Genomic DNA, 13,206 nt, shown 5'->3' with positions numbered 1-13,206 from the left:
CTGGCTGGAACGATGAAGCGATGCTGGACGATCAGTACTGCACGGCGCGCGATGCGTTGACGCGACCACCGCCGAACTCGCTATCGTTGCCCGGCTTGCCTAGGTCGTCGGAGGACGCGCGCAGGATCTTCTCGACTTCCGACGGCGACATCTCGCCGCCATGCTTGCCGATGATCAGCGCGGCCACGCCGGAAACGTGCGGGGCGGCCATGCTGGTGCCGGCGGTCCACGAGTAGTTGTTGGCGATCCCACCCGGCACCGCGGCATAACCGCTGGGCGCAAAGACCAGGTCGAACACCCAGCACGGGCGCGTGATTCCCGCCACGGTGCAGTTCTCGTTTCCAGGCAGCGCGCTATCACCGCCAGGGGCCGCGAACGAAATCACCGACTGGCCGTAGTTGGAATAGCTGGCCAGATAGTCGAGGTTGCCCGAAGGATCGACGGCCCAGCCAATCGGAGCGGTCGCCGCAATGGCAAGCGCACCGGGCAGCTGCGCAGGGAATGCCTGCAGGTTGGCACGGTAGCAGCCGTCCGCATCGCAGAGCTCGACGCCCGAGTCGTGGTCAAGATCGCGCCCGTCGTTGCCGGCGGAAACGATCGTCAGCGCATTCTGGGAGCGCGCGTACTTCACCGCACGCTTGGTGGCGTTGACGAGTTCGGCCACTTCGTTCGCACCCGGGCCATTGACCGGAAGGCCACCCCTGACCCCCAGGCTCATGTTGATCACGTCCGCGCCATGGTCGGCGGCATAGACAATGCCCTGGATGATGCCGCCGAAGTCGCCGCCACCCGTCACGCCTGACAGCACCTTGACCGCCAGGATCTTCGCCTGCGGAGCGACACCGATCGTGCCGACGGCGTTGTCCGCCGCGGCAATGATGCCGGCCACGTGGGTGCCGTGATTGAAGGTGCCAACGGTGTTGTGGCAGACACCCTCTCCGGGCACGAACGAGGTCGAATCCGGCAGCAGGTTGGCGGCGATGTCGATGTGCTGGCAGGCCACGCCGGAGTCGAGCACGGCGACCACCGTATCGGCCCCGCGTTGTCCCTGGTTCCAGGCGCCGGCCACGTCGATGGCGGCGCTGCCCCACTGCAGGTCGAAACGCGTGTCGTTGTCGCCCGATGCCGGCGGGTTGTTGAAGTCTTCCACCAGCGACGACTCGGCCGTCGGCACATCGAACTGCAGCGACAGGTTGGATACCGCCGAACGCACGCCCGGCACCTTGCCCGCGCGCGCAGCGAAGTCGTTGCGGTTGGACTCGACAATGGCGACGCCGATCTGCGGCAGGCGCGCGGTGATGGTGCCGCCCGCGGCTTCGACCTTGCGCGCGAGTTGCCCGTCAAACGAAAGATGGTTGGCCGTGACCACAAAAGTGGCCGCCTGGGCCGATGCCACAAAACCGATAGTACCCAGGGCCACGGTAATGGCCCGCGCAAGCTTGCTCATAAAATCCCCTCGTAACGGATGATTGAGGGCGCGGTCCCTGTTCCCCTTCGGTATCGAACTGGACCGGCATGCGCATCTTCTGCATGCATGACGCGGGCCACCTCGAATCAGCACGTTATAACGCCCAACCGCCGCTGGATTCAGATGCCCCCCCGAGAAATATCCGATGCCCCCCTGAGAACGATTGCGCCGGCGCGCTCCGCAACATTCCGGGTCGCCCAAAGCGCGGACGGCCGCCCGAAGGCGGCCGTCCGGTGATGCACTCGAAACGATGCGGTCGGCGATCAGAGTTCCACGGCGCGCGACGCGTTGACGCGGCCGGTGCCGAAGATGTCGTCGTTGCCCGGCTTGCCGAGATCTTCGGCAGACGTGCGAAGGATCTTCTCGACTTCACCCGGTGACATCTCGCCGCCGTGCTTGCCGATGATCAGCGCGGCCACGCCGGAGACGTGCGGTGCGGCCATGCTGGTGCCGGCCGCCCAGAAGTAGTTCACGATCGTCGGGCTCGTATAGCCGCCCGGTGCGAACACCAGGTCGAACACCCAGCAAGGCCGGGTCAAGCCGCCGACGAGACAGTTCTCGTTACCGGGGTAGGAGTCGTCCCCGCCAGGTGCGGCGAACGCGATCACCGACTGGCCATAGTTGGAGTACGAGGCCAGGTTGTCGTACGAGGTCGTGGTCGGAGCCGTGGCCCAACCGATCGGCGCCGTCGCCGAGATCGCCAGCACGCCCGGTACTTCGGCGGGGAAGGCCTTCAGGTTGGCGACATAGCAGCCATCGGTGTCGCAGATCTTCAGGCCGCTGTCGTGGTCGAGGTCGCGCGCGTCGTTACCGGCGGAGGCGATCACCGTCGCATTCTGGCTGCGTGCGTATTTCACGGCACGCTTGATCGCGTTGACCAGTTCGGCGACCTCGTTCGCACCCCTGCCATTGACCGGGATGTCGGCCCCCAGGCTCATGTTGATGACATCGGCGCCATGATCGGCGGCATAGACGAGGCCTTCGATCAACCACGCGAAGTCACCACTTCCGGAGGCCGACAGCACTTTCACCGCCAGGATCTTCGCTTCCGGCGCCACCCCGATCGTGCCAAAGGCGTTGTCGGGCGCCGCGATGATGCCGGCGACGTGGGTGCCGTGATTGAATGCGCCGGGGACGGTGAAGCAGAGCCCTTCGCCCGTAGCGAACGAGGTCGAGTCCGGCAACAGGTTCGGCGCGATGTCCGGATGCTGGCAGACCACGCCCGAGTCGAGCACCGCCACGATTGCACCGGCGCCCCGATATCCCTGGTTCCAGGCGCCTGCCACGTCGATCGCCGCGCTTCCCCATTGCAGGTCGAAGCGGGTGTCGTCCTCGCCCGATGCAGGCGGATTGGCGAAATCGGCCCCTGTGTCGGCGATCGCCTCAGGGATTTTGTATTGCACGGTGATGTCCCGCACCGCCGAACGGATCGCGGGGATCTTCGCGGCACGCGCGGCGAAGCCTGCATCGCTGGATTCGACGAGAACCACGCCGATCTGCGGCAGTCGCGCGGTGATGGTGCCGCCCGCGGCTTCGACCTTACGCGCCAGTTGCGCGTCGAACGACAGGTTTTTCGCCGAGACCACATAGGTGGCGGCCTGGGCCGACGCGGCGAAACCGATGGTGACCAGGGCCACCGTGATGGCCCGTGCAAGCTTGCTCATTGGGGGATTCCTCGAAGCAACGTATGGATGAAAGCGCGCACTACCCCGGGGCTGCCCCTGCGCTTTCGATTCGAGGTTTGCTCGCGCGGAAGGGCGGCATGCCTCTTGCCCAGACATACGCAGCGCCGCGGAAATTCAGGCCGCTGTCGCAGCCACTTTGCATGCCAACCTGGACACGCCTTCGAGGAATACCGACCAACGGCGCCAAGCAAAAAGCGCGCAAGAGACGCGCAAATAAAAAGCCCGCCCCGGTCGAACCGGTTGCGGGCCTGCTCCCTCCCCCACGTCGGGATGCGAGTCGATCGTGAAGGAACCGTTATTCGGTTGCACGCTGCACTGCAAAAGAGAACTGGACAGTTTAAAAAGCGCCCTGTTCAGCTGATAAACCGACCAAAAAACAGGGGCCCGCACGGGCCCCTGTTCAGTTCTTCCACGGCTCGCTTACGGGCGTGCGACGGTGATCACCGGCGAGGTCCAGGTCTCCCAGTGCGCCGGGTTGCTCTCGTCACCCAAGGCCTTGAGCACGGACATCTTTACCAGGTACTGCCCGTTCGGCACGGTGTAGCTCTTGTTGCCGGCGGTGGTGATGCCATCCCACGACAGCGCGAAGAAGCCGGTCGAGGTCGAGTTGCGACCCAGGTACTCGTCCTCCAGCGCGCGATGCCAGGATTTGCCGGTGTTCGCGTCGGTCACGTCCAACCGCATCTTGCGCGACTGATGATCCAGGTGCACCAGGAAGAACGGCACGTCATTGCCGGCCATGGTGTAGCTGGCCCCTGCCGGCCGGTTGGTGTAGCCGGTACCGGAGAACTTCGCCAGCCACGGGAACCCGTTCACCGTGGGCACCAGCACTTGGCGCAACTGGTAGTCGCCGATGTAGCCGGCAAACGGTACGCGCAGCGTGGCACTGCCGTCGTTCGGGGTCATGACCAGGTAGCCGCCGTACTGGCCGCCAGCTGGCGCAGGGGGCGGCGTGATGGTCACGCCGACGGTGGCCGTCGCGCCCGGCTGCAACGTGACGCTGCTGGTGCCGAATACGACGCCGGCCCCCGCCGTGTTGAAGCTCGGCGTGAATGTATTTGCGCCGGTTGCCACGCCATTGACCGACGACAACGCGTAGGTCACCGGGGTCGAGCCGGAATTGGTCAGCGTGAGCTCACTCGTTGCAGGCCCTGACGTGCTTTCGCCCAGCGACAGCTTGCCCGGCGAAACCCGCGTGGCCGTGGTGATGGCCTCGTCGATGCGCAGCATGCCGGCGCCCTGCCGGTACACGATATCCAGGAAGCCCAGGTTCGGATTGCCGGACCACGGCTTCGGCACCGCCGTGTTCTGCAGGATCCTGCCGACCGCTTGCGACGGCGTGTTCGGCGCCGCCTGCAGCAGCAATGCCGCAGCACCGGCGACATGCGGGGACGACATCGAGGTGCCGCTGATGTTGGCGTAGCCGCCCTTTTCCAGCGGGTAGGTCGAGTAGATCGAACCACCGGGCGCGCCGATGTCCGGCTTCAACTGCAGGTCCGGGGACATGCCGTAGGCGCTGAACGAGGAGATCAGGCCGCCGGTAGGATTGACCACGCTCGCGGTCGCGCCCCAGGTCAGCGACACCGGTCCGTTCGCCAGCCTTGAGTCGATCACTTCACCGTCGATGTTGTTGATGCCCATGACCGGAATGTTGATCGGCACGGGACCGGCAACCGCGGGACTGAGTGGGCCGGCGACGTTGTTGTAGACCACCACGGCTATCGCGCCGGCTGCCTGTGCATTGGCCGACTTGATATGGAAGGAGCAGGTTCCGCGCCTGATCAACGCGACGTGGCCGGAGAGACTTCCGGCAGGCAATGCGGTGCACGCATCCGCCGCGGAAGTCGCGGTTCCAGTGCGTTGCAGCGATGCGGTGCCAGCCGATGGCGGTGTCGGCGCATCGGAGGAGGCGTTGTATCCGATTGCACGACCATCCGGCGTGATGGTGAAGGCCGGAGAGGTAATGCGCGTGTTGTCGAACGAGGCCACCGAGATGACCTTGTCGCCCACGCTCGGCGCGCCGGTGGAGTACAGGCCCGTCGTGCCGCTGTTGCCGGCCGAGGCCACCACCACCATGCCCTTGTTGACCAGGCGCGTGGCGGCCTTGGCGGTCGGGTATTCCGGCCACTGGTAGGTCGAGCCGATGCTCATGTTGAGCACGTCCATGTCGTCGGCCAGCGCGCGCTCCATTGCCGCGAGCATGACGTCGGCCGTCGTCGAACCCTGGCAGCCGAACACGCGGTAGGCGCCGATTGAGACCTTCGGCGCGACGCCCTTCACGGTGCCGTCGGCGCCGATGATGCCGGCGACGTGGGAACCGTGGCCGGCGCAGTCATCGGGGATGGCGTCCGGCGTGGTGACCGGGTTGTACGTCGCCGAAGCCGGGTCGGCATTGAATGCATCGCCGACGAAATCCCAGCCCGTCACGACGCGCGCCGTCGGGAACGGCGTGCTGCCATTGGTGCCGTTGCCGCCGAAATCCGGATGGTCGATATCGACGCCCGTATCCATCACCGCCACGCGCACGCCGCGGCCATCGAGGCCGAGCTCGTTCTGCGCGATGTCGGCGCCGGTCATTGCCAGCGCGGTGGCCAGTTCGGGATTGGAGGTTTCCGGATCCGGCATCGCCACCGTCTCGACCGGATAGATCGCCTTGACGCCGGGAATGCGCATCAACGTGCTCAGCTGCGAGCGTGACACGCTGATCGACAGGCCATTGAACAATCCGTCGAATGCGAAGTGTTCCTGGTATTTCACGCCAGCGGCGCCGGCGTTGTCGCGGAAAGCCTTCTTCTCGCTCTTGAGCGCCGCCGACTTGCCGCCTTCTGCAGCGGGCGCGCCGCTCAGTTCCACGAACCAGCGCTGCGGACTTTCGTCGCGAGGCGCATCGGATTCGACCACGGGGGCCGGATTCAATGGAATGAGCTCTTGCAGTGCAGATGATCCCGGTGCCGCGAGTGCGGCCATGCAGGCGCTGGCAAGCGCCGTAACTGCCAGTACGGTTTTCTTCACAACGGATCCCCTTGGTCTTTGGTGATGTCGCGACGAACAGCCCCCTGTCCACCCGCATTGTGGATGATCCCGACGCGTTGCGCGTGCGGCATTGCAGCAAACGCAACGCGGAGACTGCCGCTAACAGCGTTGATGTGAAGAGGTCGTGAAGTGCGATTGCACGCGCGCCAATGCAGTCGCCTTACCAGGAACGCGACAGACTCAGCGCCCATCCACTGCTATCGATGCGATCGATGCAATCCTCGCAGACGGCGTACACCGGATATCGTCCCGATTGCCCATCGGTGAACACCCAGGCCAGTTGCAGATCGAATCCCGACGATGCCACGCCGATGCCGATGCGCGCATCGAAGCGATGACGCTCCACATATTCGTCGAGACGGCCGGCGCTGCCGCGATGCAACCATCCCGCATGGCCAAGCAGGCGCACCTTGCCAGACACCGGATAGGCGGCATCGATTTCGCCATACAGCACCGGAGCCGACACTCCGAAGTAGTCAGGCGCGTAGTACAGGCGTGCGCTCAGGTGAGTGGACGTCAGGCCAATGTGGAACTCGGGATAGTCGTAGTCGGAATTGCCGGTAAACACCGCGTACTGGACGCCCGCATCCCAGCTCAAGCCGGAGCGTAGCCGGCGTGCATAGCCGGCGTAAGGCAGCAGCTGAGCCTGCGTGTCGTAGTCCGGCCCGATGCGCACGCTGGAGGCGAAAACACCCGCGTACCAGCCATCGGCATGGTCATAGCCGATGCTGGCCTGCACCGCAGGCCGATCGTCGCTCAGCGAAACGCCGCGGTAACGGTAGTCGGAGACGAGCGCGACGCGCGCGGACACCTGCGCGCAGGCCGTCCCTACGCACAACAAGGCCCACAGCGCCACTGCGCCACGCAACAACAAGGGAAGCACCTCAGCGGCGCGGCATCCAACCCACTGTCGGCGCTGCGGCGCAGTCGCAGGCGCAGCGCCCGGCTACGCGCACGACCGCGGCGCATGCATCGATCAGCACAGGCCGCCTCGGAGGCAAGCCTAGCTCAGTGACCGGGTCCAGCGCAGCGCGCGCCTGCGCGGCCTGCAATCCCGGCGAAAGTTCGCGAAGCAGCGCCACCAGGCCGGTCACCTGCGCGGCGGCGAAAGAGGGGCCCGACACCAGGCTCCAGCCACCGCCGGGCGTTGGGGCCGGAATGCCTTTCGCCGGCGCCAGCAATACGTCCCGCGCACTGCCGCGGGCAGGCGCGCCCGCGATGGCCAGAACGCCGGCATGGTCCGCCGGGAAGCCGCCATCCCTGGCCTGTGCATCGGCCGCGCCGACCACGATGACACCGTCGCCGATCGCGGCGTCGAGCAAACGCCCCAGCAATCGATCCGATGGACCGCTCAGGCTCAGGTTGATCACCTGTGCCTTGTTTTGCAGTGCGAACTGCAAGGCCTTGGCGAGCGTGAAGCTGCTGCAAGTGGCGGTGCCGCTGTTACCGGGTTGCTGCCAGCAGGCGCGCAGCGCCATCAGGCGCGCATCCGGCGCGATGCCGGCGATGCCGATGCCGTCATCGGCGCGGGCCACGATGATCCCTGCGATCTGCGTGCCGTGCGTTTCAGCCGGCGGCATCGCGCTGTCGACGAAGTCGCGGGCGACCGACACCTGGCCGCGCAGGTCGGGATGGTCGACATCCACGCCCGTGTCCAGTTCGGCCACCGTGACGCGCTTTCCGGTCGCCACCGCATGCAGTTCGCGCAAATGCCAGCGCGCGGTCGCCGGTTGTGCTGCGGCCAGCGGATCGCCCAGGCTCAGCAGATGGAACAGGTTCATCGGCTGCACGGACTCCACGCGCGGATCGCGTGACAACTCGCGTACGACGCGCTCACTGTTTTCGTGCGACTGGGCCTCGAGCAAGAAGCAATCCAGCCCCAACGTCGGCATCGGCCAGTCGTCGACCAGGCGAAGCCCGTGTTCGCGGGCGAGCGCACGCGCGAGCCGGCGGCGCGCCTGCCGGTCGGGTGCCGCGACGTAGCTGCCGGAGTAACCCGAATCAGGCCGGTAGTGCGGCGGGGTTGCGCGAAGCATCACCAATATTTGCCTGCTTGCCTCGTCGCCGGTGGCAGGCGATGCCGACTCCGGGGATGGCTCGGCCATGGCGACCACCGGCGGCGCGGCGGCCAACGGACCGGTCCCCGCTGCCATGACGAGCGCCCAAAGCAATAGCGCGCGCACGCTCATCGCTTGTCTCCGGCTTCACCGCTGCCTAGGCTCTGGACCAGCGCCACGCCGGGTTCGCCGCGCAGGGCGTCCAGTGCGGCCTTCTCGCCGTTCGCCCGGACCGCCAGTACATAAGCGCCTGCGTCGTTCGGGCCATCGACGATGCGCGCCCGACTCAACCGCAGCAGGCGCTGCATTTCGGCATGGCTGATGCGCGAGTCGAACATGACCACCAACCGTGCATCGTTCCCGCTTACGATGCGTTCGCCTGGCACGGCATCACCGAGGGTTCTGTAGAACGATGGAGGCTCGGCGGAGCGAACAGCGTAAATCTGCTGCCCGATCAGCACGCCGCCCAAAGCGAACAGTACGAACGACTGCGTCGCCAGCGTCACCCGAAACCAGGTCGGTGCCTGCATCCAGTGGCTGCGCAGCCGATCCCATCTCGATGCAGGACCAGCGTGGTCGTGCTGCAAGCGACGTTTCAGTCGCGCGAACGATGGCGCCGCATCGGCGGGACTTTCAACTTGCGCGCAGACGGCCTGCAACTGACGCAGTTCATCGACCTCGCGCCGGCATTCGCTGCAGCCCGCCACGTGCTGGCAGACCAGGTCCAACTCCTCGGCCAGCAGCGTGCCATTGACGTACCACGGCAACAGGCGCATGGCCTGATTGTGCACGGAACCTTCAAACCTGAGAACGCGGCCGCTCATATCGCCTCCTCCCGGCTGAGCCCCAGCAGCGACTTCAGCCGGCGCCGCGCGTAGAACATACGTGTCTTCACCGTGTCGACGGGACAGTCCATGACCTGGGCGACATCGCGGCAGCTGTAGCCGAGGTAGTAGGTCAACTCGATCACCGCGCGATGCTCGGCCGACAACGCGCTCATCGCCCGGCTCAGGCGCTCATGCAACTCCTGCTGCTGCAGTTCGCCATCCGGTCCGGGCTGGGACGGATCGAACAACGCATCCTCGTTGACCGATGCGGCGGCATCGATGCCGGCGTCGAGCCGGTGCAGTGCCTTCAACGCCTGTCGGTATGCGATGCCGAAGATCCACGTCGACACCTTCGCGCTCGGGTTGTAGGTGTGCGCCTTGCGCCATACCACCAGCATGGTGTCGTCGAGGACTTCCTCGGCCAGCGCCGGCCGCCTCGTCATGCCCTGCAGGAAGCGTGTCAGCCGGGGGTGATACAGGCGGTACAGGGCTTCGAACGCGTCCATCCGTTCTGCGGCCACGCCATCCATCAAGGCGATCTCATCGGGCGCGGCGCCACGGCGGACGACTCCGCGTGCACTGCTTTTGCCCGGCTTGTTCGCCATGCGTTCGATCCTCGTTCGGCAGTCAATACCTGCACCGTCGAACCGGGTTCAATTTTGCACGCGTCGCGTGATCGGTTTGTTGTGTGCGCGTGAGGGTGAACCGAACGCGACCGGGCCGGAATACACGCCTGCAGCGCGGACAACATCCAGCCTCCGCGCTCGCGAAAGTTTCGTTTTCGAATCGTTTCCAAACTTCAGTCACTTTCCAGGGAGCCCGCACATGAAGTCGCTTGCAAGTCTTCGCACGCACCTCTTCGCGCCCATGGCACTCGCCTTCGCCCTGACCTTGACCGCCGCGCCAGCGGCGCAGGCCGCAGACGGGTTCCGCTTCGAACAGCGCAACCTGGTGTCCGACGGATTCATCCCCGCCGAGCACACCGATCCCAACCTGATCAATTCATGGGGCATCGCATTCAACCCGTTCGGTTTCGTCTGGGTAGCCGACGCCGACGCCGGCGTATCGACGCTTTACGACGGCGACGGCAACGCGAACCAATTGGTCGTGAACATCCCCTCGCCTGGCGATACCGAAGGTGGAGGCGAGCCCACCGGCATCGTCTTCAACGCGTCCAACTTCTTCACGGTCACCAAGAACGGACTGACCGGTCCCGCCCGCTTCATCTTCGCCACGGAGCAAGGCGTGATCGCTGGCTGGGCGCCCAATGTCGATGTGACCCATGCCGTCATCGCCGTAGACAATTCGGCAACCGGCGCGCACTACACGGGCCTGGCCCTGAGCGCGGGCGGCAACGGCCAGTTGCTGTATGCCGCCGACTTCTTCCACGCCCGTGTCGACGTATTCGACAGTTCGTTCAAGCCCGTGGTGATGCCGACGGGCTCGTTCAAGGACCACGGCATTCCGAAGGGCTTCGCCCCATTCGGCATCCACGCCATTGGCGGCAACATTTACGTCACCTATGCCAAACAGGATGAATCGATGACCGAGGACGTCACGGGGCCGGGGCTAGGCTACGTCGACGTGTATACCCCGAACGGGGAGCTGATCCGGCGCGTCGCCAGCCGCGGCACGCTCAATGCTCCGTGGGGCGTCGCGCTGGCGCCGGCGAAGTTCGGATTCTTCAGCAACGCCTTGCTGATAGGAAACTTCGGTGACGGCCGCATCAACGCCTACGAGCCGGTATTCGGCTTCCCGCTGGGGCCGCTGCGCGACAAGAACTTCCGCCCGATCGAGATCGAGGGACTGTGGGGCTTGGCCTTTGGCAACGGCTTCCTCAACCAGCCGGTCAATACGCTGTTCTTCTCCGCCGGACCGGATGACGAGGAGCACGGCCTGTATGGCCGACTAGACCTCAAGCATTAAAGGCAAGCACGACATATCGCAGCACAACAAAACGAAAGGCCCGCCGAAGCGGGCCTTTCGATATTGCGGTGGAGCCAGCAGCGTGGACTTAGAAGTCCATGCCACCCATGCCGCCCATGCCGCCGCCCGGCATCGCCGGCTCGTCCTTCTTCGGCAGCTCGGCGACCATCGCCTCGGTCGTGATCATCAGACCGGCGATCGAAGCGGCGTTCTGCAGCGCGGTGCGGGTGACCTTGGTCGGGTCCAGGATGCCGAACTCGATCATGTCGCCGAACTCGCCGTTGGCGGCGTTGTAGCCGAACGCGCCGTTGCCTTCCTGGACCTTGTTCAGGATGACCGACGGCTCTTCACCGGCGTTGGTGACGATCTCGCGCAGCGGCGCTTCCATCGCGCGCAGGGCGATCTGGATGCCGTGGTTCTGGTCTTCGTTGGCACCCTTCAGGCCGGCGATAGCGGCCTTGGCGCGCAGCAGCGCGACGCCGCCGCCCGGGACGATGCCTTCTTCAACGGCAGCGCGGGTGGCGTGCAGCGCGTCTTCCACGCGTGCCTTCTTTTCCTTCATCTCGACTTCGGTGGCGGCACCGACCTTGATCACCGCAACACCGCCGGCCAGCTTGGCCACGCGCTCCTGCAGCTTCTCGCGGTCGTAGTCGGAGGAGGTCTCCTCGATCTGCGCCTTGATCTGCTTGATGCGGCCTTCGATGGCGACGTGCTCACCGGCGCCGTCGATGATGGTGGTGTTCTCCTTCGAGATCTGCACCTTCTTGGCGCGGCCGAGGTCCTTGATGGTGGCCTTGTCCAGCTGCAGGCCGACCTCTTCGGAGATCACGGTGCCGCCGGTCAGGATGGCCATGTCTTCCAGCATCGCCTTGCGACGGTCGCCGAAGCCCGGTGCCTTGACGGCGCAGACCTTGACGATGCCGCGGATGGTGTTGACCACCAGGGTCGCCAGCGCTTCGCCCTCGACTTCCTCGGCGATGATCAGCAGCGGCTTGCCGGCCTTGGCGACGCCTTCCAGCACGGGCAGCAGGTCGCGCACGTTGGAGATCTTCTTGTCGTGCAGCAGGATGAACGGATCTTCCAGCTCGGCCTGCATCGACTGCTGGTTGTTGATGAAGTACGGCGACAGGTAGCCGCGGTCGAACTGCATGCCCTCGACGACGTCGAGCTCGTTCTCCAGGCCCGAACCGTCTTCGACGGTGATCACGCCTTCCTTGCCGACCTTGTCCATCGCCTGGGCGATGAGGTCACCGATGTTGGTGTCGGAGTTGGCCGAGATCGCGCCGACCTGGGCGATTTCCTTGCTCGTCGACGACGGCTTGGAGATCTTCTTCAGCTCTTCGACGGCGCTGATCACGGCCTTGTCGATGCCGCGCTTGAGGTCCATCGGGTTCATGCCGGCGGCGACCGCCTTCATGCCTTCGCGGATCAGCGCCTGCGCCAGCACGGTGGCGGTGGTGGTGCCGTCACCGGCGTTGTCGGAAGTCTTGGACGCGACTTCCTTCACCATCTGCGCGCCCATGTTCTCGAACCTGTCGGCCAGTTCGATCTCCTTGGCGACGGACACGCCGTCCTTGGTGATCGTCGGGGCGCCGAAGCTCTTCTCGAGCACGACGTTGCGGCCCTTCGGGCCGAGGGTTGCCTTGACGGCATTGGCGAGCACGTTGACGCCGCGCAGCATCTTTGCGCGCGAGTCCTCACCGAAACGAATTTCCTTGGCAGCCATTGCGGATTACCTCAAAAAGAATTCAGAAAAAAAGTCGTAGGGAAGCGCAGCGATCAGCCGAGGATCGCGAAGATGTCGTCTTCCTTCACCACCAGCAGCTCGACGCCGTCGAGCTTCACTTCGGTGCCGCTGTACTTGCCGAACAGCACCTTGTCGCCGACCTTGACCTTCGGGGCGCGCAGGTTGCCGTTGTCGAACACCTTGCCCTCACCAACGGCGACGACTTCGCCCTTGATCGGCTTCTCGGTGGCCGAGTCCGGGATCACGATGCCGCCGGCGGACATCTTTTCTTCTTCCATGCGCTTGATGACCACACGGTCGAACAGCGGCTTGATATTCATGGCAACAACCTCCGAGGCTGGTACGTAAGTAGTTGAATGGGCGGGGAAAGTTTCGGAATTTTAGCAGTCGCTCGTGGCGAGTGCCAAGTTTCCGGTCAAAGAAATCCCGGGCGAACCGGGACTGGGCGTGAGATTGGGGGCGC

At 65.1% G+C, this 13,206-nt stretch carries 10 protein-coding genes; 1 reads left to right on the top strand and 9 read right to left on the bottom strand.

What is annotated here, in order from left to right; translation table 11 throughout:
* Positions 1–31: 31 nt before the first annotated feature.
* The 7 genes from J2X06_RS03470 to J2X06_RS03440 all read right to left on the bottom strand — a co-directional run bounded on the left by J2X06_RS03470 (position 32) and on the right by J2X06_RS03440 (position 9,675).
* Positions 32–1,447: a S8 family serine peptidase gene (locus J2X06_RS03470; RefSeq protein WP_310058320.1), complete on the bottom strand. Its 1,416-nt coding sequence runs from the start codon at positions 1,445–1,447 to the stop codon at positions 32–34.
* Positions 1,448–1,731: 284 nt separating this feature from the next.
* Positions 1,732–3,132 (bottom strand): S8 family serine peptidase, encoded by a 1,401-nt coding sequence (locus tag J2X06_RS03465; protein ID WP_310058318.1) that lies wholly within the window; start codon positions 3,130–3,132, stop codon positions 1,732–1,734.
* Positions 3,133–3,573: 441 nt separating this feature from the next.
* Positions 3,574–6,069 carry a S8 family serine peptidase gene (locus J2X06_RS03460; RefSeq protein WP_310058315.1) on the bottom strand — a complete coding sequence of 832 codons (2,496 nt, stop codon included), beginning with the start codon at positions 6,067–6,069 and terminating at the stop codon, positions 3,574–3,576.
* Between the two features lie 277 nt (positions 6,070–6,346).
* Complete coding sequence (locus J2X06_RS03455) at positions 6,347–7,060, bottom strand: TorF family putative porin (RefSeq protein ID WP_310058312.1); 714 nt, start codon at positions 7,058–7,060, stop codon at positions 6,347–6,349.
* A 10-nt stretch (positions 7,061–7,070) separates the two neighbouring features.
* Positions 7,071–8,375 carry a S8 family peptidase gene (locus J2X06_RS03450; RefSeq protein WP_310058309.1) on the bottom strand — a complete coding sequence of 435 codons (1,305 nt, stop codon included), beginning with the start codon at positions 8,373–8,375 and terminating at the stop codon, positions 7,071–7,073.
* On the bottom strand, positions 8,372–9,034 hold the full coding sequence (locus J2X06_RS03445; protein ID WP_310058306.1) for an anti-sigma factor family protein: 663 nt from the start codon (positions 9,032–9,034) through the stop codon (positions 8,372–8,374). The genes J2X06_RS03450 and J2X06_RS03445 overlap by 4 nt, the downstream gene beginning before the upstream one ends.
* Positions 9,035–9,063: 29 nt before the next feature.
* On the bottom strand, positions 9,064–9,675 hold the full coding sequence (locus J2X06_RS03440) for an RNA polymerase sigma factor (protein WP_310058303.1): 612 nt from the start codon (positions 9,673–9,675) through the stop codon (positions 9,064–9,066).
* Between the two features lie 220 nt (positions 9,676–9,895).
* On the opposite strand from J2X06_RS03440, the gene J2X06_RS03435 reads away from it, so the two are divergent.
* Complete coding sequence (locus tag J2X06_RS03435) at positions 9,896–10,996, top strand: TIGR03118 family protein (protein WP_310058300.1); 1,101 nt, start codon at positions 9,896–9,898, stop codon at positions 10,994–10,996.
* Positions 10,997–11,084: 88 nt separating this feature from the next.
* Here J2X06_RS03435 and groL read toward each other — a convergent pair whose 3' ends face one another.
* Together groL and groES are read right to left on the bottom strand one after the other, a co-directional pair.
* On the bottom strand, positions 11,085–12,722 hold the full coding sequence (gene groL, locus J2X06_RS03430; RefSeq protein WP_310058298.1) for a chaperonin GroEL: 1,638 nt from the start codon (positions 12,720–12,722) through the stop codon (positions 11,085–11,087).
* Positions 12,723–12,775: 53 nt separating this feature from the next.
* A complete protein-coding gene (groES, locus tag J2X06_RS03425) occupies positions 12,776–13,063 on the bottom strand; it encodes a co-chaperone GroES (protein WP_310058295.1) in 288 nt (95 codons plus the stop codon).
* Positions 13,064–13,206 lie beyond the last annotated feature (143 nt).

Origin of the sequence: Lysobacter niastensis (genome assembly GCF_031457115.1) — a bacterium.
Classification (GTDB): Bacteria; Pseudomonadota; Gammaproteobacteria; order Xanthomonadales; family Xanthomonadaceae; genus Lysobacter_J; species Lysobacter_J niastensis_A.
The sequence above is the reverse complement of the archived record's forward strand: the minus strand, read 5'-3'. Positions and strand labels throughout refer to the sequence as shown.

Bases quoted from the DNA above. Each gene is read 5' to 3' on its own strand.
- J2X06_RS03435 (WP_310058300.1), top strand. From the start codon at position 9,896: ATGAAGTCGCTTGCAAGTCTTCGCACGCACCTCTTCGCGCCCATGGCA.
- J2X06_RS03465 (WP_310058318.1), bottom strand. From the start codon at position 3,132: ATGAGCAAGCTTGCACGGGCCATCACGGTGGCCCTGGTCACCATCGGT.
- groL (WP_310058298.1), bottom strand. From the start codon at position 12,722: ATGGCTGCCAAGGAAATTCGTTTCGGTGAGGACTCGCGCGCAAAGATG.
- groES (WP_310058295.1), bottom strand. From the start codon at position 13,063: ATGAATATCAAGCCGCTGTTCGACCGTGTGGTCATCAAGCGCATGGAA.
- J2X06_RS03440 (WP_310058303.1), bottom strand. From the start codon at position 9,675: ATGGCGAACAAGCCGGGCAAAAGCAGTGCACGCGGAGTCGTCCGCCGT.
- J2X06_RS03450 (WP_310058309.1), bottom strand. From the start codon at position 8,375: ATGAGCGTGCGCGCGCTATTGCTTTGGGCGCTCGTCATGGCAGCGGGG.
- J2X06_RS03470 (WP_310058320.1), bottom strand. From the start codon at position 1,447: ATGAGCAAGCTTGCGCGGGCCATTACCGTGGCCCTGGGTACTATCGGT.